Origin of the sequence: Mesorhizobium hunchu (assembly GCF_040081975.1) — a bacterium.
GTDB lineage: Bacteria > Pseudomonadota > Alphaproteobacteria > Rhizobiales > Rhizobiaceae > Mesorhizobium > Mesorhizobium hunchu.
In genome coordinates, this window is sequence record NZ_JBEBMG010000005.1 from 180,696 (window position 1) to 201,239 (window position 20,544).

Consider the following 20,544-nt stretch of genomic DNA (forward strand, 5'->3'; position numbering starts at 1 on the left):
CCCGGACCGCCTCTCCTCCTTGCGGGCAGGATAATCGCATGGGGCACCGCACCCACCCCACAAGGGGAAAGGGGACTCTGCAGCAGCGCAACGAAGCAGCAACGTCGGCGATTTTAGGTGGAACGATGGCGTCGGCGTCTCCCTTCCCTTGTAGGGAGGGAACAAGTGTGGGGTGCGCGACCGTCGGAAGCCAAGTGGCTCGCGCGGCGCTTCCTCTCCCCCCGTCGAACCGGGCGGATGCGAGACCTTACACCGGGCCTACCCCTGCTGCTTAGCCGCCTCCAGCACCAATCGCTGCGCCCGGTAGGCGCCCCATTGCTGGTCGATCATCACGCCGATCAGGATCACGCCGCCCATCACCGCGAAATTGAGCGACGACGGAATGCCAAGCAGGTTGACCAGGTTCTGCAACTCCTGAAGCAGCACGGTGCCGAGCACCACGCCGATCAGCGAACCCTCGCCGCCGCGCAGGGAAAAGCCGCCCAGCACCGCCGCCGCGATGGCATAGAGCTCATAGAACTGGCCGTGGCTCGCGGGCGAGATGGAGCGCGTATACATGGCGAAATAGATGGCCGAAAGCGCGGTCAGCACGCCGCAGATGACATAGGCCGAAATGACGACACGGTTGGTGTGGATGCCGGAATACTTCGCCGCCTCCTCGTTCTTGCCGATGGCGTAGAGATAGCGGCCGAAAACCGAGCGGTGCAGCACCACCCACATGACCGCCGCGATGACGATCAGCGCGATGAAGGAGTTGGGAACGCCGTGGAAACGGCCGGCCGTCAGGAATTCCAGCGAGGGGAAATTCTGGCCGAAGGCGAAACCGGCGGTGCCGTCCTTGGTGTAGAAGCGCGCCACGCCGCGATAGATCAGAAGGCCGCACAGCGTCACCACGAAGGGCTGCAATTTCAACCGCGCGATCAGCCAGCCGTGTGCGAGACCGATGACGCCGCCCAGCACGATGATGAGCGGCAGCGCGACCGGCCACGGCACGCCGCGCGTGGCGATGAGGTCGACGAACAGGACACCGAGCAGCGCCACCAGAGAACCGACCGACAATTCGATGCCGCCGGTGATGATGACGAAGGCCTGGCCGATCGACAGAATGCCGAACAGCCCGATCAGGTTCGACGTATTCGCCAGGTTGATCGGCAACAGGAAGCGCGGATTGATCGCCGCCACGACGATGCCGACCGCCACGATCAGAAGCAGCAGACCGAGATCCTTCTTGTTCATCGCCTAGGCCTCCCCCAAGTGTCCCGTTTCGGTGCCCGCATCATCTCACCTCATCCGGCATCTGGCTCGCCTTCGCTCCGGCATGTCTGGGCTGCTTGCCGACGGCCAGCAGAAGGACGTTTTCCTGGCTGAACTGCTCCCGATCGAGATAGCCTGCAATCCGGCCTTCGTGCATGACGGCGATCCGGTCGGACGCGCCGATGACCTCCTCCATGTCGCTGGAGATCATCAGCACCGCCACGCCCGCGTCGGCCAGCCCGCGCATCAGCGTGTAAATCTCGGCCTTGGCGCCGATGTCGATACCACGCGTCGGTTCGTCCAGGATCATCACCCTGGGCTTCATCGCCAGCCACTTGGCCAGGACGACCTTCTGCTGGTTGCCGCCCGAAAGCGTGCCGGTGCGCGTGCCGACCGTCGGTGCCTTGATGGCAAGGTTCCTGCGCTGCGCCTCGGCGGTCTCGGTTTCGCTGCGAGCCGAGACGAGCCAGCGGCGCGCATGGGCGCGAAGATTGGGCAGGGAAATGTTCTGCGCGATCGGCATGTCCAGAAGCACGCCTGTCAGCTTGCGGTCCTCGGGCACCAGGAAAATGCCGCTGCGAACGGCGTCCATCGCCGACTTCAGCACCAGTTCCTCGCCGTCGAGCGACATCGAGCCGCCGAGGCTTCGATCGATGCCGAAGAGCACGCGGGCCAGTTCGGTCCGGCCCGAGCCCACCAAGCCCGCCAGGCCGAGAATCTCCCCCCGCCTGAGATCGAGATCGACCGCCCGATGCGGATAGGCGGGCGTGCGGACGCCGCGCGCCGAAAGCGCCACCGCTCCCGGCTCGCGTGCCGGCTCCAGGGCCTCCCTGGCCTTCAGCGCCCGCCCGATCATCAGGCGCACCATTTCGTCATGGCTGATTTCGGCCTTCGACAAGGTTCCCACCAGCGCGCCGTCGCGCATGACGATCACCCGGTCGGCGGCCCGCTCGATCTCGTGCAGCCTGTGCGAGATGAAGATGACGGAAATGCCCTGCGCCTTCAGCGTCGCGATCACCTCCAGCAACCTGTCTGTCTCCGCGGCGGGAAGGCTGGAGGTCGGCTCGTCGAGGATGACCAGCCGCGCCTGCATCGACAGCGCCTTGGCGATCTCGACCATCTGCTGCTGCGCCAGCGACAGCGACGCGACCGGCGTGTCGGCGGAAAAATTGGCGCCGACCTGTTCTAGGAAGGGCGTGCAAGCTTCCCTGAGCGCCGATCGGTCCACCAGTCTCAAAGGCCCCGCGCGAAGCGGCTCCCGGCCGAGAAAGACATTGGCGGCGACATCGAGATTGTCGAACAGGTTGAGTTCCTGGTGCACGAAGGCGATGCCCGCCCGCATGCTTGTCTCGACGGTCAACCGCTCATGCGCCGTCCCGTCCACCGTTATCGTGCCCTGGTCGGGCGCGACGATCCCGCCGAGGACCTTCATCAGCGTCGACTTGCCGGCGCCGTTCTCGCCGACGAGCCCGACGACCTCGCCCGGCGCGATGTCCAGGGAAAAGCGTTCCAGCGCAACGACGCCGGGATAGGTCTTGCGGATGCCTTCCAGCGAAAGGAAGGCTTTCTGCACAACCGGATTTTCAGTCACATTCAGCATCAGCCGCCCGGGTTCAGCAAAACCGGCAGTCAGTTTCCGTCAGGGTCATCCATTGCGCAAGCAGAAGCCTGCGCAGGATGCGGCAAGCCGGCCCAGGGCGGGAGTCGACAACCCCGGACCGGCGTCGGGTCGCTCGATCGCGACCCGGCTCTTGCTCAGTTGCCTGCCATCGCCTTCAGGTTCGCCGCATAGGCGTCGACGTCATCCTTGCCGATGATCTTGGTCGGCACGATGATGAGCTTGTTCTCCGGGATGCCAGATTTGTCGCCACCAACATAGGCCGCCATCAGCTTCATGCCCTGGTAGGCCCACTCGAACGGCTGCTGTACGACCGTACCGGCGATGTTGCCTTCCTTGACGCCGCCCAGCGTGATCGGATCGTCGTCGAAGCCGACGACCGTGATCTGGCCGAGCTTGCCGGAATCGCGCAGCGCCTCGTAGATGCGCGGCGTGTTGTAGGAATAGAAGCCGACCATGCAGGTGATGTCGGGATTGGCCACCAGCGCGTCCTCGACATTGGCCTTGGCGCGCGTCTGGTCGATATCGTCGCCGCGAACGTCGACCAGTTCGATCTTGGAGCCTTCGAGGCCGTCCTTCATGCCCTGGATGCGTTCCTTGGCGTTATCGGCGCCGAGCAGGCCGACGAAGCCCATGCACTTGCCGCCGTCCGGCATCGCCTTCTTGGCGATCTCGGCCGCCTGTTTGCCGGCGTCGACGTTCGACGAGCCGATATAGGCGACGCGGTTGGTCTGCGGCGCGTCGGAATCGGTGGTGAACAGCGCGGTCTCGGACGCGATCTTGTTCAGGCCGTCCGTCGAGGTCTTCGGATCGACGGCGGAGACCATGATCGCCTTCACGCCGGCCGTGACAAGGTCGTCCATGAGCCGCTGCTGGATCGCCACTGAGGCCTGCTCGGGATATTTCAATTCCATGTTGTAGTCGGGCAGTTCGGCCTGCGCCTTCTTGACGCCGGCTTCGGCCGCCTTCCAGAAATCGGATGCGCCGTTGACGACGAACGCCAGGGTTGGCTTGTCCTGTGCGGCGGCAAGCGAAACGGCCGACAGGCCCAAAAGCAGGGCGCCGGCGGCGACTGCGGTGCTGCGAAGAATGGATTTCATGCTCGATATCCTCCCTGTTTCATTCAGCGAACGTCGCTGATCCGGTCTCACCTCGCGGGCTGGAAGCCTCCGCCCTCCTCCAGGGCCTCTCCTGAAGAGAGATCGGCGCCACCGCGGTCGGGACCTTAATGAATCGACGAATGACGGTAAAGTCATTTGTCAGACAATTAAAAGCGATCCGAACCGGCGGCGTACCGGGCGGCCTCCACCGTTGACCTTGCCCGTGCGGGCCAGCCATCGGCGACGACGCGTTGACACTAGCAGCTTATTGATATTAGTAAATAGAATTAATTGAAGCCTCGATCTTCTCAGCGTCCGGATGTCTCAAGGAGCTATCATTACCCGAGAAGTCGCCGGAAATCGATCCGGACCGCTAGGATTGCAAGCTAATAAAATTCGACTCCATTAATTGAATGGCTTAAAACCTCTACTCTATAAGTTGAAAGAAGGCCGGCAATGGGAGGAAGCTTGGCATGAATGACCGGCCGCAATCGGATGCCCTGCAGACTCGGTCGCGTCGCAGCCGCTCCGGCAAGAGCGCGAGCCGGCGCGTGACCATGACCGATATCGCCAAGGCCGCCGGATGCTCCCAGGCGACCGTCTCCTTCGTCCTCAACAACACGCCCGGCATAAAACTGTCCGCGCAAACGCGCCAGCGCGTCGCGGAAGCCGCGCGAGCCCTGGGTTATCGCCTGCCTGCACCGACCCGCGTCATGCCGCGACGCTCGCCTGTCACGATGCTGGACGGCGTCATCGGCTTCATGGTCGACCAGCTGGCGACCAGCCCCGAGGCGGTCGTGGCCATCGAAGGCGCACGGCAAGCCTCCTGGAATGCCGGCAACGTGGTTCTCGTCGCACAGACGATGAACGACCCGGTCATGGAACCACGGGCGATGGAAGCGCTGAAGGCGCAGCATATTTCCGGGCTGATCTACATGACGATCTTCACGCGCGAGATCGTCGCGCCGGAGTTCCTCCACGCGCTCGACATGCCGGTCGTCCTGTTGAACTGCTATACCGCCGATTACGCCTTCCCGGCGGTCGTGCCGAGCGAGATCGCCGGGGGCCAGAGCGCCACCCAACATCTGATCGACCACGGCCATCGCCGCATCGCGACCATCACCGGCGAGCCGTGGATGCAGGCCGCGCAGGACCGCCTGGAAGGTTATCGCCGGGCGCTGGCCACCGCCGACATTCCCTTCGACGCCGATCTGGTGATCGAAGGCGACTGGTCGGCCAGCGCGGGCTATGCGGCGACCGTCAGGCTCCTGCAACTGGAGCAGCAGCCAACCGCGATCTTCTGCCAGAACGACCGCACGGCGATCGGCTGCTATGAGGCGCTGAAGGAAGCCGGGCTTCATATTCCCGAAGACATATCGGTGGTCGGCTATGACGACGAGGAGATCGCGCGCCATCTGTTTCCGCCGCTGACCACGCTGATCCTGCCGCATCAGGCGATGGGACAGTGGGCGATCGAGCAGTTGGAGACGCCCGCGCATCAGGCCGGCGGGCGCCATCCCATCACCAAGCTGGAATGCCCGCTGGTGGAGCGCGGCTCTGTGGCCGCCGTGAAGGGCGACCGCTAAACCGCGTGGACCGTCGGAGACGAAAGGCACTCGAGTAAGGCCGTCATTCCGGGGCCGCGCAGCGGAACCCGGAATCCAGAGTGAGAAGGCTGCGGACATAATCCCTGACGAACAGGGCCGGCGTTGTGGATCCCGGGTTCCGCTGTGCGGCCCCGGGATGACGGCAAATCGCCGCTCCCAAAAGACCGGCGACAGGGAACCGCGGCCCCTACCCTACCCAGCGCTCGTAATCCGAGACCAGCAGATGCAGCGGCGCGACGTCCTCCTCGATGTCGGAGAAACGGCCGATCGGCTCGCGGAAGATATTGTCGGTCAGGTCGTCGTTGACGGTCGAGACTTCGCCGATCAGCACATCCTTGCCCTCTGCCCAGAAGGCGTGCCAGACGCCCGGCAGCAGCGTGACGCTCTCGCCCGGATCGAGCTTCAGCAGGCCGCCGGCCGGCAGCTTACGAATGGTGCCATCAACCGGCACCGACACTTCCGCCTTCGGATCGATGCCGCCCCCTTCGTTCGGCATGAACAGTTCCAGCACCAGCTTGCCGCCGCCGCGATTGATGATGTCCTCTGCCTTGATGACATGCCGGTGCATCGGCGAAAGCTGGTCCTTGCGCGAGATCATGATCTTTTCGGCATAAAGCATGCCGGCGCCCTTCTTCATGTCCTCGAAGCGGCCGTTGCGCACGGTGAACAGGAACAGGCCGAGGTCCCTGAACTTGCCCTGCCCATAGTCGGTGATGTCCCAGCCGAGCCGCGCGTCGAAGATGCCGGCCGAGCTTTGCCGGCGCGCCTTCATGTCTTCCGGCGACCAGTAGGCGAAAGGCGGCATGATATAGCCGAAGGAGCGGATGAAGGCGTCGGCTTCGCGAATGATCTCGTTGATGGCTGACCGTTTCATGCGCCTATTCTCCCAGGGTCTCGCGCGACCCGCATAGCCGAACGCGCGGGCGCTGTCGATCCGTCGTTCAAATCGATTTTATGCGCCGGCCTGCCTCGCCGCCAGCCGGCGCATGGCGATGACGCGGCGGCGTCCGATCTCGGTGCGCATGGCCATGATATGCAGGGTGAAGAACAGGAGCGTGAAGCCGATCGCCATGACGAGCAGCGGCCACAACAGGCTCGGATCTATCGTCGGGCCGTCGAGCCGGAACACCGATGCCGGCTGGTGCAGCGTGTTCCACCAGTCGACAGAGAACTTGATGATCGGAATATTGACGAAGCCGACGAGCGTGATGATCGCCGCCGCCCACGCCGCGCGATGGACGTCGTCGAAAGCGCGGGTCAGCGCGATGATGCCGAGATACATCAGGAACAGCACGAAGACCGATGTCAGCCGCGCATCCCATACCCACCAGGTTCCCCACATGGGCTTGCCCCAGATCGATCCGGTGACCAGCGCCAGCGCCGTGAAGACGGCGCCGATGGGTGCTGCGGATTTCAAGGCGACATCGGCCAGCGGATGGCGCCAGACAAGCGTGCCGAGCGCGGAGACAGCCATCAGCGTGTAGCAGAGCATGGCCAGCCAGGCGAACGGCACATGGATATACATGATGCGCACCGTGATGCCCTGCTGGAAATCCGGCGGCGCGGCAAAGCTCATATAGAGTCCGGCGGCGAGAACCAGTGCCGAAGCGCCCGCCAGCCATGGCACGATGCGGTCGGCGAGCGCGACGAAACGCGTCGGGTTGGCCAGATCCATCCAGCTTGCGGGGCGGGCGCCGGCTGGCGCTTGGCTGTCACTCATACAGCCTACATAGCGCCCGCGACGGATGACGGCAATCGGGCTTTGGCCTCAGCCGCCATCAGGAGGCCGGGACCCGGCAGCAGCTTCGGCTCAGGCCGCAACGTCCTTGATGGAGACGAGGTTTGGCCGCCGCACATCGTCGTCGCTCAGCAGGCCGCCGGCACGCAGCAGGCCGGCAAAACGGCCATTGCGCATCGAAAGCTCCTCGAAGCCGCCCATCTCGACGACACGGCCCTTGTCCATGAAAACCACGAGATCGGCGTCGCGCACCGTCGTCAGCCGGTGGGCGATGACGAAGGTCGTGCGGCCGCGACGCAGGTCGTCGATCGCCTCCTTCACCCGGCCCTCGGTCTCGACATCGAGCGCGCTGGTCGCCTCGTCCAGCACCAGGATCGGCGCGTCCTTGAGGACGGCGCGGGCGATGGCGATGCGCTGGCGCTCGCCGCCGGAGAGCTGGCCGCCACGCTCGCCGACGAGCGTGTCGTAGCCTTCGCTCTTGGACAGGATGAAATCCTGCGCGACGGCTGCTTCGGCGGCGGCGTGCACCTCCTCGTAACTCGCGTCCGAACGGCCGATGCGGATGTTGTCCTCGATCGAACGGTTGAGCAGGCCGGCGTCCTGGAAGACGGTGGCGATCGAATGGCGCAGCGACTTGCGCGTCACCGTACGCGTGTCGGTGCCGTCAATCAGGATGCGCCCGGCCTTGGGATTGAACACGCGCTGCAGAAGGTTGATCAGCGTGGTCTTGCCAGCGCCGGTCGGGCCGACGATGGCGACGGTATGGCCGGCGGGAACCTCGAACGACACGTCCTCGACGCCCTGGCCGGAGTTCGGAAACTCGAAGCTGACGTTCTCGAAACGGACGTGGCCCTTGACCTGCTCCAGATCGCGCAGCCCCTCCGGCTCGGCCTCGTCGACGGCGGAATCCTCCATCTTGTAGAATTCTTCCAGCTTGGCCCGCGCCTCGGAAATCTGGTTCACGAAGGCGGACACCTGGTCGAGGCGGGCGACGAGCAGCGTCGCGAAGCCGGTGAAGGCAATGACCTCGCCGATCTTGAGTTCGCCGCGGGTGACCAGATAGGCGCCGATCATCAGCACGATCATCATCGAGATGGTCGAAGACAGGCGGTTCAGCGCGCTGGCGATCGCCCACCAGTCGAGAACCGGGTTCTGGGCCTTGAGCAGGTCGTTGACATAGCGCTTGAGCGCCTCGGTCTCATGGCCGATGCGGTTGTAGCTCTGCAGGACGGAGATGTTGGTGACCGAATCGGTCACATGGGCGAACACCTTGTGGTAGTGCCGTTCGACATTGGCCTGCCCCACCTTGGTCTTGCGCATCACCAGCCGGCCGATGGCGAAATAGAGAACGCCGAGCACCACCAGCACGGCCGACATGCGCAGGTCCAGCGACAGCGCGGTCGGGATCAGCAGCACCAGCGCCACCACCGTGGACAGGTGCAGGCGCATGAATTCCAGCCACAGGCTGAACAGGGTCTCGACGGCGCGCAGCAGCGTGTGGAGCGAATTCGACGTCCCACGCTCATGATGCCACGAAAGAGGCATGGTGATGATGCGCTCGAAGGACTCGGAAAGCACATCGCCACGCAGGATATGCGCGAAGCGGTCCGCTCCCCGTGCGACCAGCACGAAGGCGACGATGTTGAATGCGCCAAGGCCGGCCCACATGGCCAGCGCCGGCACCGCATCGACATGATCGGAGATGGCATCGATGACGCGGCCGAACATGATCGGCTCGAGAATGGCGATCAGCGCCAGCGCGACGTTGGCGGCGCAGATGAACGTGACACGCTTCCTGTCGGCTCCGAGATAGGAGAGCGCACGACCGTATATTCGCAGAAGGGACACTCGGCTACTCCGCGTGACTTTCCGTATAATGCCACATCATTCGAGGGGACTCGTATCGCTAGCAATGGTGCAAAACAATGGCCACCGCCGGCTTCGGTTCCGAATCATCGAACAAAACATGGCAACGCGCGGAAATCTGCCGTGAAGAGGTAACGGGTTGAGATAAAAGGTGAAATACAGCCAGACGGCAAAATTGCGGCAGCGGAGCCCCGCCGCCGCAATTTCAGGCACCTTCCCTAGACGGGAATCTTCACCACGATCTCGCTTGCTCCTTTCGGCTCGAAGGCATTTCCCTTGACCTTGGCGCCATTCACTTCCAGCGAAACGGACCTGGCCTTGGCCCTTACGACCCTGACCTTGTGCTCGTGCCCCAGGAAGGTGATCCTGGCCGAATAGCCGTCCCAATGGCTCGGCAGGCGCGGATTGAAGGCAAGCCGGGTGCCCGAGCGCTCGATGCCGAGGATCCCTTCCACGGCGGCGCGATAAAGCCAGCCGGCCGAGCCCGTATACCAGGTCCAGCCGCCTCGCCCGCCCTTGTCGCCGGAATAGATATCGGCGGCAACGACATAGGGTTCGACCCGGTAATGCTCCGCTTCGGCCTCGTTCGTCGCGTGATTGGCGGGATTGAGCATCGAGAAGCAGCGATAGGCTTCGTCCGCCCGCCCCATCTGCGCCAGCGCTATGACGAACCATGTGGCGGCATGGGTGTACTGCCCGCCATTCTCGCGCACGCCCGGAGGATAGCTCTTGATGTAGCCGGGGTTCTTGTCGGTCTTCGAAAAGGGTGGCGTGAAGAGCTTGACGATCTTCAGGTCCTCATCGACCAGCATCCTGGTTGCGCTTGCCATCGCGGTCTGCGAACGCGCCGGATCCCCCTCACCCGAAAGCACGCTCCAGGATTGGGCGATCGAGTCGATCTTGCATTCCTCGGACGTTCGCGAGCCGAGCGGCGTGCCGTCGTCGAAACTGCCGCGGCGATACCACTCGCCGTCCCAGGCGGTGTTCTCCAGTGCGCGTTTGAGGACATCGGCATGCTTTTCCCAGGCCTTCGCATGCTTGTCGTCGCCCTGCCCCTTGGCGATGGCGGCAAAATCGCCGAGCGTCTTGAGTAGGAACCAGCCCAGCCAGACACTCTCGCCCTTGCCTTCCTCGCCGACGCGATTCATGCCGTCGTTCCAGTCGCCGCCGAGGATCAGCGGCAAGCCGGCGTCACTGCTGCGCTTGACCGCAAGGTCGAGCGCGCGGGCGCAATGCTCGTAGAGCGAGACGGTCTTCTTCGACGTTTCAGGCGTGAAGAACGCGTCGTGCTCGCCCTCTTGAAGCGCCTGGCCCTCGACGAACGGAAGCTGTTCCTTGAGGATTTTCGTGTCGCCCGTCGCGCTCACGTAGAGGTTGACGGCGTAGGCCAGCCAGACGACGTCGTCCGAGATCATCGTCCTGACGCCCGCCCCCGTCCGCGGCAGCCACCAGTGCTGCACGTCGCCCTCCGGGAACTGGCGGCCCGCGGCATTGAGGATCTGCTCGCGCGCCAGCTTCGGATCGTGCGACAGCAGCGCCAGCGTGTCCTGTAACTGGTCGCGGAAGCCGTAGGCCCCGCTTGCCTGGTAGAACGCCGAACGCGCGCGCACGCGGCAGGCCAGCGCCTGATACGGCAGCCAGTGATTGACCAGCGCGTCCATCGCCTTGTCCGGGGTCTCGACCTGGACGGTATCGAGGAAGGCGCGCCAGTCGCGCTCGTTGTCGGCGAGGCGCTGGTCGAAATCCTTGTCACGATGGCGCTTGACCAACTCGCTTGCTTCCTCCGGCGAGCCGGCGTCGCCGAGCAGCCACAGCAGAGTCACGTCGCCGTTCGCCGGGATCTCGACATCGCGCGCAAGCGCCGCGCACGGGTCTTCTCCCGCGTCGAGCCGGCCCGAAAGCGTCGCGCCGGTCAGGACCGCGCGCGGCGCCGTGCTGACGCCGTGCCTGCCCAGGAATTCCTGGCGGTCGGCGGTGAAGGACTGCGGCTCGCGGTCGCCGGCGAGGAAGGCCACCCGGTCGCCGAAGTCGAGATGATAGGGATTGTGGGCCAGCAACGCGCCCGTCCCGGCATCGCGGGAAGGCACGATCGTGGCCGCCGTCTGGGCGCGATGCGCGCCAAGCACCCACTCCGCATAGGCATAAACCCGCAGGCGCACAGGCGCGGAACCCGTGTTCTGGATGCGAAGCCGTGACACCCTGACCGAATCCACCGGATCGACGACATGCGTCAGGTCCATGGACAGCGGACCGCGCCTCGTCCGGAACGTCGAAAAGCCCTGCCCATGCCATGTCTCGTAAGTCATGGCGGGATCTCGAACCACCGTCGCCGTCGGCGAGAACGCCTCGCCGCTGTCGAGATCGTGGATGTAGATGCCCTCGCCGGGCCGGTTGGTCACCGGATCGTTCGACCAGGGCGTTATCTGGAAATCGCGGCTGTTGCGGCTCCAGGTAAACGCGGCGCCCTCGGCGGACACGTGGAAGCCGAACGCCTCGTTGGCGATGACGTTGATCCACGGCTGCGGCGTGACGCGCTGGTCGGGCAGCCGCACGACATAATGCCGGCCGTCTCCTTCGAACCCGCCGAAGCCGTTCCAGTGGCTCAGGCCGCTGCCGTCCGCGGCAATGCCTTGCGAGAGCGGCTTCGGGGGCGCCGAGCGTGCCGGTAGCTGACGCAAGGCCATGACGCCGCCGGGCGATGCCGAATCGCGTGCCTGCAGGGCCGCCGTTTCGGCCCGCTCGATCTGGTCGAAGATCGTACCGTTTCGGGTATGCAGCACGACGCGGGCCACCGCCAGCAGCGTGCGGTAGGTCGGCTCGTCCATCAGATCGCGACGCACCGCGAAGATATGCTGGCGCGGACCCAGTTCCTTGCCGCGCAGGCGGCTGTTTTCGCAAAGCGATTCAATGGCCTGTTGAAGGTCCTGGACATAGGACGATGCCTGCTCGTTGACGACCACCAGATCGACCATCATGCCGCGGGTGCGCATATATTCCTGGAAGCGCAGGGCCTGGGCGACGATCTCGATGTCCTCGATGTCGCCGATGCGCACCACGAAGATGGGGAAATCGCCCGAGATCGAGGTCGGCCACAGGCTCGACTGCTTGCCGAGGCCGGAGACGATCGACTCCGACGGCAGGCGCAGGAATGGATCGGGATAGATCAGATAACGCGCCAGCTTCTGGACATTGGCGGCGTCGGCCAGGCTGAGGCCCATATGGCGGGTCTGCACCTGCGAGCGCGTCCAGGCGAGCATCGCCTGTCGTGCGAAGCTTTCTGCATGGTCAAGCCGGGACATGGTCTCTTCCAGCTCGCCGCGGCTCGGCCCGACGATCGTCCAGAAGACCAGCGAGACCTTCTTGTTGGCGGGCACGCGCACGCGCCGGCGCAGCGCCGCGATCGGATCGAGCGTAAAGCCGGCGTGGCCGCCCAGCTTCGCACCCGCGTCGAAGGCGGCCGCGTCGGCGATATCGCGCCCGCGCCCGATGAAGGCGCGCCGGTCCGTCTCTGCCTCCGTATCGCGCTCCAGCTCCGAAGGATCGGTGACGAAGTGAAGTGCGGCCACGTCCGGCTCGCTCGCCTCGCGCTTGCGCCGGGTCGCGAAGATCGCGCCGTTGTTGGCGGCGATCTCCGTCTCCACGAACATCTTGGAGAAAGCCGGATGGGCATTGTCGGCGACCTCGGACCCGAGCACCAGCTCGGTAAACGAGGTCACCTCGATGTGACGGTCGCTGGTTCCGTCGTTGTAGAGCGTAATGCGCCGCCCCTCGCCGTTGCCCTCGGACACGACGATGCACTCCACCTCGGATCGCAGCGTGCCGACGGACTTGATGAAGCTCGCCTTGTCGTCCGAAAAATGCGTTTGCGCCACTTCGTCCGGCGCCTGGCGCGGTTCGGCCGTGGCCGACCACCAATTGCCGGTCTCGGTATCCCTGAGGAAGATGAAGGAGCCGAGCCTGTCCTCGGTCGGATCCGGCTGCCAGCGTGTCACCGCGAGCTCGCCCCAGCGGCTGTAGCCGGTGCCGGTGGCGCTCACCATCACCGAATAGCGGCCGTTGGACATCACGCAGGTCGAGCGCAACGCCCACAGCGGATCGAGGATGATGCGCGTGTCCGGGCTCTGGACCTCCGTCTCGTCCTTCGAGGTCCGTTCCTCCGCTTCCGTCCGCACCGTGTCGGCCGGAATCTCACGCGGCGCCTTCTCCTGCAGCAGAAGCTCGGCCGATTCGATGACCGGATCGCTGTGGAAGCGGTCGCGCAGGCGGCCCTCGAAGACGGCGTCGGCGACGGCGGCGATCGACATGCCGGAGTGATGCGCGAAATAGTTCAGCACCACGGCGTGATCGGTGCCCTCCGGCACACGCTGCGGCGTGAAATCGACCGCGTCGTAGTAGCCGTAGCGGCCGAGCGCGCCGATCTCGCGCAGGCGCTTGAGGTTGGCGACGGCCTCGCGCGGCATGAACTGCGCCGCCAGGATCGTCGCATAGGGCGCCACCACCGTGTTCTGGCCAAGGCCGCGTTTCAGGCCGAGGCCCGGCACGCCGAAATTGGTGTATTGATAGGTCAGTTCCCTGTCGCGGGCGTTGTAAGCGGCTTCCGATATGCCCCAGGGAATATGCTTTTCGCGCCCATATTGCATCTGGCGCTTGATGACGAGGTTGCTCGTCTGGTTGAGAATGGATCCGTGCGGCTCCTTCATCACCAGGGGCGGCATCAAGTACTCGAACATCGAGCCCGACCACGACATCAGCGCACCCTTGAAGCCGATCTCGACGATCGGCCGGCCGAGCTTGAACCAGTGCTCGGTGGGGAGATCGCCCTTGGCGATGGCGAACAGGCTGGTCAGCCGCGCCTCCGAGGCCAGCAGGTCGTAACAGGCCTCGTCGAGTTGATGTTCCTCGACCCGGTAGCCGATCGAGAGCAGCTTGCGCTCCTGCCGCATCAGGAAGGAGAAATCCATCTCGAAGGCGAAGCGGCGTGCCCGCTCGCGCAGGGCGAGAAGCTTCGAGCGGATCGCTTCGACGGCCTTCTCGTCGGCATGGGCATCCTGAACGTGGGCTTCGCACGTCGCCTCGATGAGCGCCGCCCAGTCCGCCACGATCTCGCTTTCCGCGGACTCGACCTCCGTATGGATGGCGGTGGCGAGCTTGCGGATCTCGCCCGCAAGGACGGCCAGGTTGATCGTTCGGATCGACGCCATTTCCGGCTGTGCCTTGATGGTGCGGACCGCGCGGCGCATGCCGTCCAGCCGATCCAGCAGACGCTGCCTGAGCGGGCGAAGCTGGCGCCTGTCGTCCGGCAGTTCGCTCAGGCTCTCGTCGAGAATGGCGACGGTGTCCAGAATGCCTTCGAAGTCGCCCTGCAGGTGAACGGAAGGCGCTTCCGCCCACTCGGCGCACGCACCGGCGACGGCCACGAGATGGCCCGCCAGATTGCCGCTGTCGACCGCGGAAATGTAGAGCGGATAAAGCGGCTTGAGCGTCTTGGTGTCGTACCAGTTGAAAAGATGGCCACGGCTGCGCGGCATTGCCTCGATCGTCGAAAGCGTGGTCTCTATGCGCTTGAGCGCTTCGGACAGGCTGATCCAGCCGAAATCGCGCGCCGAAACAACCGAAAGCAGGTACACGCCGACATTGGTGGGCGACGTGCGCTGCGCCACCACCGGCGCCGGGCTTTCCTGGAAATTATCCGGCGGCAGGTGGTTGTGCTCATCAGTGACGAAAGCCTCGTAATAGTGCCACGTGCGGCGCGCGGCGATACGCAATGCCCGCGTGTCCTGCGGCGAAAGGTGCAGCCTGTCTTCGGTTTCGGCCGAGCGGCTGACCAGCCAGGCAAAGGCCGGCGAGCCGATCCAGAACAGCGCGAAGAAGAAGGCGACGAACGCGCCCGTCGAATCCGCCAGGACAGGGATCGCCAGGCCGACGATGCCGATGACGACCGCGCCGTACATCGCCGCGTAGTAGGAGCTCAGCGTATTACCGTCGCCCTTCTGCGCCTGCGAGGCCGTCCGCCACTCAAGCAGATGCTTGCGGGTGACGAACAGGCGATAGAGGGTCCGCCCGATCGCATCGGCCATCATCCAGGCCAGGTGCGCCATGAACACGATCTTCAGGGCCACCATCGCCGTACCGAATGCGACATCCCGCGCCAGGGCGGAAAAATGCCCGCGCGCGGTCGCGTCGAGGTTCTTCGGGATGATCGCGTTGACCACGTCGAAGGTCGGCGCCATGAACAGCGTCAGGATCAGCAGAGCCTGCCATTGCGCGGCCTGGGTGAAGGGCAGGAACGCCCAGCCCGCGATCGAGGCCATCACCCAGAAGATCGGCGTGACCGAGCGGCGCAGATTGTCGATCATCTTCCAGCGCGACAGGGCCGGAACCTCGGAGCGCGGATCGAAGATGAAGTTGAGCAACTGCCAGTCACCCCGTGCCCAGCGATGCTGGCGGGAGGCGTCGACCGAGTAGCGTGTGGGATAATCCTCGACCAGTTCGACGTCGGTGACGAGCGCCGAGCGCGCCAGCGCGCCTTCCAGCAGGTCGTGGCTGAGAACCGTGTTTTCCTCGATACGGTCCTTCAGCGCCGCTTCGAAGGCATCGATGTGATAGAGGCCCTTGCCGGTGAAGGAGCCATCCTCGAAGACGTCCTGATAGAGATCAGAAACCGCAAAGACATAAGGGTCGAGACCCCGATTGGCCGAGAAGACCCGCTGGAAGAACGACGCCTCGTCGCCTGTCGTTAGGGAAGGCGTTATGCGCGGCTGAAGGATGGTGTAGCCGCGCGTCACCTTTCGCCGAACGGCATCGAAATGCGGCTTGTTGAGCGGGTGCATCAGCTTGCCGATGAGCCGGACCACCGCGTCGCGCGTGGTGCGGGTATCGGCGTCCAGCGTCATGACGTGGACGATGTTCTCCGGCAAAGGCGCGTCCAGCGGCATGAAGGTCGTGTCGCTGTCGCCGCGCAGCAGGAGGTTGAGCTCGTGCAATTTGCCGCGCTTGCGCTCCCAGCCCATCCAGCGCTCCTGCGCGGGATTGTAGAGACGATGGCGGTGCAGAAGATGGAAACGGGGCGCGCCTTCGCTTGGATAGCGCGTATTGAGCCTGGCGATCTGCTCGCGGGCGAAGTCGAGGATCTCGGTGTCGATCGTGTCGATCTCGGCCTTGCTGTCCGGCCAATCCGAGAGCAGCGCGAAGTAAAGCTGTTCGGACGCGTTGGCGAGATAGTGGACCTCGATGTTGCGGATGTTCTCCTCGACGTCGTCGCGGGATCCGATCAGCGAAGGGACGACGACCAGCGTGCGGGCCGAGGCTGGAACGCCATCCTTGTATTCGTAACCGACCAATCGGCTCGGCTTCAGGAACAGCAGGACGACCGTGTTGAAGAAGGCGAGCGCGCCTTCGCTGGCGGGCACCGCGAAGAGCACCAGCATGACGGCGATGGCCGAGGTCGAAAGGCCAAGCGCGGCCAGCGCATTGCCGGCCAGCCAGATCAGAAGCACCGTCAGGGCGAAAACGGGCACGACGATGCCCAACCAGCCCGTGCTGCGGAACACGCGCTTTATCCGTTCGGGCAGCCCGGGCCGGAAGCCCAACGCCTTTTCCAGTTCGCGACGCCGCGGACCGACGAGGAAGAACCCGACATCGACCGGCTCTCCCGGCTCCGTCCCCTCCTCGCCCTGCGGGGCGCCGGGCCGCAGCGCATAGCCGGCAAGCTCGGTGGCCTTCTCGGCGACGGCGTATTCCGACTTGTCGGAACGCTTCGCCAGTTCCTCTATCTCGGTGCGATACTGGTCGCGCGAGGCGAAATCCAGCGCAGCGAAATTGGTGCGCTCGCGCAGAAGTGCGTCGATACGGCTGACTTCCTCGAACCAGACGGTCCAGTCGACGTCGTTGATGAGCCTGAGGCCCCGAATGATGTTGCCTGTGGTGACGTTGCCGCTGGACAGCGTCTGGTGCTCGGCGAGGATGATCTCCTCGGCATCGGTGCCGGAACGTTCCAGTTCGCCCTCGAGCCATTCGAGCGCCCTGCCGGCGTTTTGCGACCCGTCGCGCAGCCGGTAGAGAAGCTGCGTCGCGAAGGTCGTATCCTGGGCATGCGCCGCATAGGGCGCCAGGATCACCCGGTCGTCGTCCGTGCGGTCGGCCAGCACCTTGTCGGCAACGTCGTTTGCGACGGTGCGCATGTCGCGGGAACGAGCCACCCGGACAGCGAGCCTGCGCAGATTCTCGATCAGCACGAAACGCAACAGCGACGGCAGAGCCCAGATCTCGCCGATCTTTATCGGCTCGACCGACTGGAAGCCTTCGACAATGGCCTTGAACATGCCTGCCGATACGGAACTGTCGGAATGCGCGACATAGGCCCAGGCAATCGCCAGCGCACGCGGAATGGTCGCACCGTCCGACAGCTTCAGGGTCGGAAGCTGGCGATAGAAGCGACGCGGCAGGTCGCGCTTGATCTGATAGATCGTCTCCTCGACCATGTAGTTGTTGTCGAGCATCCATTGCGCGGCCGGTGTGATGGTCTCGCCCTTGCCCTGCGCCGCGTTGACGGACCGGTAAACCTCCAGGATCTTCCTGGCGTCCTCCCGGATGCGCGCCTGGAAATCGAACGGCTGCAGCCCATGCAGGTCGCGTATCTCGCCCTTCGCGAGACTTTCGCCGAGCGCTCGCAGCCGTTCTTCGGACAGATAGGTGGAACGAATGGGTTCCTGGGTTCCCGGCACGGCGGATCTGGCTTTTTCAATGTTGCCGGGACTGGTTTGAATGTTCATTGGCAATCCGTACGGAGGAAACGGTCTACGGCGAGGAGCCCGAGGTCAGAACCCGACATTGTGGTGAAGGCGAGCCCGCCTGTTACGGCTGGTGAGGAAACCGCCCCAGCGGTGTTTGGTTGCATTGCAATGACGGCGGCTGGCGTAGGCATAATCACTTCCGACAGACAATAGCAGGCGCGCTCCTCCCGGCAACCGCGAACCGTTGCGGCTTAAAAGGAGAAAAGGCCAGATTCCGATCTGGCGCGATGGTATGGAGCGCGACCCGCTTTTTTTCAACGGGTTGTCGGTAAAGCTTGGAGACCGGCTTTAATCGTTGCCGCCGACTGCGTTGATCAGGATGACGAAGACTGTCGCCCGGTCATCGGCGGACAGCCGCAGGGCGGGGCCTCCGCGATCGATCCGGAGCGCATCCAGGGCGTCGAGAACGACGGTTTCCAGACCATCGGCCCGCACCCTGCCCCGGTGACAAAAGACCAGCATCGTTTCAGCCGCGATGGCCAACTCGACGGTTCCCGCAATGGTCATCCGTTCGACCGAATGCATCATGCGCGCGCGGCGGGACATAACGTTGAGATCGACGATCGGCCCGGCGATCAGGTTCGCCCGTGTCGGCACGTCGGCGGGAAACGGCAAGGGTTCCGAGGCCTTCGTCAGCCCGAAAGGAATGCGGTCGGAGACATTCAGGATCACCCCCTCGCCCTCGAGAATCGACAATGTGCGGTCGATGCCAGGAAAGGCCGAGAACGGTCCGTCCTGCTCTACCCGCGCCATCGAGACGCGCCAGTCGAAGTCGTCCAGCGCTGCGCCTTCGGGCGAGACTGCGATTTCGGTCGTCGTCCCGCCGCCGTTCTTCCATGGCATCACTCGATAGTCCGTGGCGCGCAGGATGTGCATCACGTCAGCCAAGTATGCCCGGCAGGTTGAGCTGGTGCTCCTTGGCGCACTCTATGGCGATGTCGTAGCCTGCATCGGCGTGGCGCATGACGCCGGTCGCCGGATCGTTCCACAATACGCGCTCGATACGCTGCGCCGCGTCCGCGCTGCCGTCGCACACGATGACCATGCCGGAATGCTGCGAGAAGCCCATGCCGACGCCGCCGCCGTGATGCAACGATACCCAGGTCGCGCCCGAGGCCGTGTTCAAGAGCGCATTGAGCAGCGGCCAGTCGGAGACGGCATCCGAACCGTCCTTCATCGCTTCCGTTTCGCGGTTCGGCGAGGCGACCGAGCCTGAATCCAGATGATCACGACCAATGACGACGGGGGCTTTCAACTCGCCCTTCGCCACCATCTCGTTGAACGCGAGCCCGAGTCGATGGCGGTCGCCGAGCCCGACCCAGCAGATGCGCGCCGGCAATCCTTGGAAGGAAATACGCTCGCGCGCCATATCCAGCCAGTTGTGCAGATGATGGTTGCCGGGCGTGAGTTCCTTCACCTTGGCGTCGGTCCTGTAGATGTCCTCGGGGTCGCCGGAGAGCGCCGCCCAGCGGAACGGCCCGATGCCACGACAGAACAGCGGGCGGATATAGGCCGGCACGAAGCCGGGGAAGGCGAAGGCGTTCTCGAAGCCCTCGTCCTTCGCCACCTGGCGGATGTTGTTGCCGTAGTCGAGCGTCGGCACGCCGGCGTTCCAGAACGCGACCATCGCTTCGACATGCTCGCGCATGGACGCGCGAGCGGCTTTCTCCACAGCCTGCGGGTCGCTGACGCGCTTCTCGCGCCACTCGGCCATCGACCAGCCTTTCGGCAGGTAGCCATTGATCGGATCGTGCGCGGAGGTCTGGTCGGTCAGGATATCGGGGCGGATGCCGCGCCGGAACATCTCCGGCACCAGTTCGGCCGCGTTGCCGAGCAGCCCGACCGACTTCGCCTCGCCGGCCTTCGCCCAGCGATCGATCATCTCCATCGCCTCGTCCAGCGTCTCGGCTTTCTCATCCAGATATCTGGTGCGCAAGCGGAAATCGATCGAGTCCGGGTTGCATTCGATGGCGAGGCAGGAGGCGCCGGCCATGACCGCCGCGAGCGGCTGCGCGCCGCCCATGCCGCCGAGCCCGCCGGTCAGGATCCACTTGCCCTTGAGATTGCCGTCATAGTGCTGCCGTCCGGCTTCGACGAACGTCTCGTAGGTGCCCTGCACGATGCCCTGCGTGCCGATATAGATCCATGAGCCGGCCGTCATCTGGCCGTACATCATGAGCCCCTTCCGATCGAGCTCGTTGAATTTCTCCCAGGTCGCCCAGTGCGGCACGAGGTTGGAATTGGCGATCAGAACGCGCGGCGCGTCCTTGTGGGTGCGGAAGACGCCGACCGGCTTGCCGGACTGCACCAACAGCGTCTCGTCCTCATTCAGCGATTTCAGCGAGGCGACGATGCGATCGAAATCGTTCCAGGTGCGGGCAGCGCGGCCGATGCCGCCATAGACGACCAGTTCGTTGGGGTTCTCGGCCACGTCCGGGTCGAGATTGTTCATCAGCATCCTGAGCGGCGCCTCGGTCGTCCAGAACTTGGCGTTCAGCTGGTCGCCGCGCGGCGCTCGGACTTCGCGGATGTTGTGGCGGGGGTCGGTCATAGTGTTGGTCCCTGGAAA

At 64.5% G+C, this 20,544-nt stretch carries 10 protein-coding genes; 1 reads left to right on the forward strand and 9 read right to left on the reverse strand.

Annotated elements, in window-relative coordinates; genetic code table 11:
* Positions 1-258: 258 nt before the first annotated feature.
* The 3 genes from ABMA46_RS11280 to ABMA46_RS11290 all read right to left on the reverse strand — a co-directional run bounded on the left by ABMA46_RS11280 (position 259) and on the right by ABMA46_RS11290 (position 3,972).
* The gene (locus ABMA46_RS11280) at positions 259-1,236 is read right to left on the reverse strand and encodes an ABC transporter permease (protein ID WP_348999448.1); all 978 of its coding nucleotides are present in this window, start codon (positions 1,234-1,236) and stop codon (positions 259-261) included.
* Between the two features lie 40 nt (positions 1,237-1,276).
* Positions 1,277-2,827, reverse strand: coding sequence for a sugar ABC transporter ATP-binding protein (locus tag ABMA46_RS11285; RefSeq protein ID WP_348999449.1), 1,551 nt, complete (start codon positions 2,825-2,827; stop codon positions 1,277-1,279).
* A gap of 182 nt (positions 2,828-3,009) precedes the next feature.
* A complete protein-coding gene (locus ABMA46_RS11290; RefSeq protein WP_348999450.1) occupies positions 3,010-3,972 on the reverse strand; it encodes a sugar-binding protein in 963 nt (320 codons plus the stop codon).
* Between the two features lie 557 nt (positions 3,973-4,529).
* On the opposite strand from ABMA46_RS11290, the gene ABMA46_RS11295 reads away from it, so the two are divergent.
* Positions 4,530-5,558 carry a LacI family DNA-binding transcriptional regulator gene (locus ABMA46_RS11295; RefSeq protein ID WP_425475731.1) on the forward strand — a complete coding sequence of 343 codons (1,029 nt, stop codon included), beginning with the start codon at positions 4,530-4,532 and terminating at the stop codon, positions 5,556-5,558.
* Between the two features lie 208 nt (positions 5,559-5,766).
* Here ABMA46_RS11295 and ABMA46_RS11300 read toward each other — a convergent pair whose 3' ends face one another.
* The 6 genes from ABMA46_RS11300 to hutU all read right to left on the reverse strand — a co-directional run bounded on the left by ABMA46_RS11300 (position 5,767) and on the right by hutU (position 20,526).
* A complete protein-coding gene (locus tag ABMA46_RS11300) occupies positions 5,767-6,453 on the reverse strand; it encodes a D-lyxose/D-mannose family sugar isomerase (protein WP_348999452.1) in 687 nt (228 codons plus the stop codon).
* Positions 6,454-6,531: 78 nt separating this feature from the next.
* Positions 6,532-7,299: a heme ABC transporter permease gene (locus ABMA46_RS11305; RefSeq protein WP_348999453.1), complete on the reverse strand. Its 768-nt coding sequence runs from the start codon at positions 7,297-7,299 to the stop codon at positions 6,532-6,534.
* A 90-nt stretch (positions 7,300-7,389) separates the two neighbouring features.
* Positions 7,390-9,165: a glucan ABC transporter ATP-binding protein/ permease gene (locus ABMA46_RS11310; RefSeq protein WP_348999454.1), complete on the reverse strand. Its 1,776-nt coding sequence runs from the start codon at positions 9,163-9,165 to the stop codon at positions 7,390-7,392.
* Between the two features lie 236 nt (positions 9,166-9,401).
* Entirely contained in the window at positions 9,402-17,954 is an 8,553-nt protein-coding gene (locus tag ABMA46_RS11315) for a glycoside hydrolase family 94 protein (RefSeq protein ID WP_348999455.1), read from the reverse strand.
* 309 nt (positions 17,955-18,263) lie between these two features.
* Positions 18,264-18,851, reverse strand: coding sequence for a HutD/Ves family protein (locus ABMA46_RS11320; protein WP_348999632.1), 588 nt, complete (start codon positions 18,849-18,851; stop codon positions 18,264-18,266).
* A gap of 4 nt (positions 18,852-18,855) precedes the next feature.
* Positions 18,856-20,526 carry a urocanate hydratase gene (gene hutU, locus ABMA46_RS11325; RefSeq protein WP_348999456.1) on the reverse strand — a complete coding sequence of 557 codons (1,671 nt, stop codon included), beginning with the start codon at positions 20,524-20,526 and terminating at the stop codon, positions 18,856-18,858.
* Positions 20,527-20,544: the final 18 nt, after the last annotated feature.

Excerpts from the sequence above, each read along its gene's own strand:
- ABMA46_RS11280 (WP_348999448.1), bottom strand. The coding sequence starts at position 1,236 with ATGAACAAGAAGGATCTCGGTCTGCTGCTTCTGATCGTGGCGGTCGGC.
- ABMA46_RS11290 (WP_348999450.1), bottom strand. The coding sequence starts at position 3,972 with ATGAAATCCATTCTTCGCAGCACCGCAGTCGCCGCCGGCGCCCTGCTT.
- ABMA46_RS11295 (WP_425475731.1), top strand. The coding sequence starts at position 4,530 with ATGACCGATATCGCCAAGGCCGCCGGATGCTCCCAGGCGACCGTCTCC.
- ABMA46_RS11300 (WP_348999452.1), bottom strand. The coding sequence starts at position 6,453 with ATGAAACGGTCAGCCATCAACGAGATCATTCGCGAAGCCGACGCCTTC.
- ABMA46_RS11305 (WP_348999453.1), bottom strand. The coding sequence starts at position 7,299 with ATGAGTGACAGCCAAGCGCCAGCCGGCGCCCGCCCCGCAAGCTGGATG.
- ABMA46_RS11315 (WP_348999455.1), bottom strand. The coding sequence starts at position 17,954 with ATGAACATTCAAACCAGTCCCGGCAACATTGAAAAAGCCAGATCCGCC.
- ABMA46_RS11320 (WP_348999632.1), bottom strand. The coding sequence starts at position 18,851 with ATGCACATCCTGCGCGCCACGGACTATCGAGTGATGCCATGGAAGAAC.
- hutU (WP_348999456.1), bottom strand. The coding sequence starts at position 20,526 with ATGACCGACCCCCGCCACAACATCCGCGAAGTCCGAGCGCCGCGCGGC.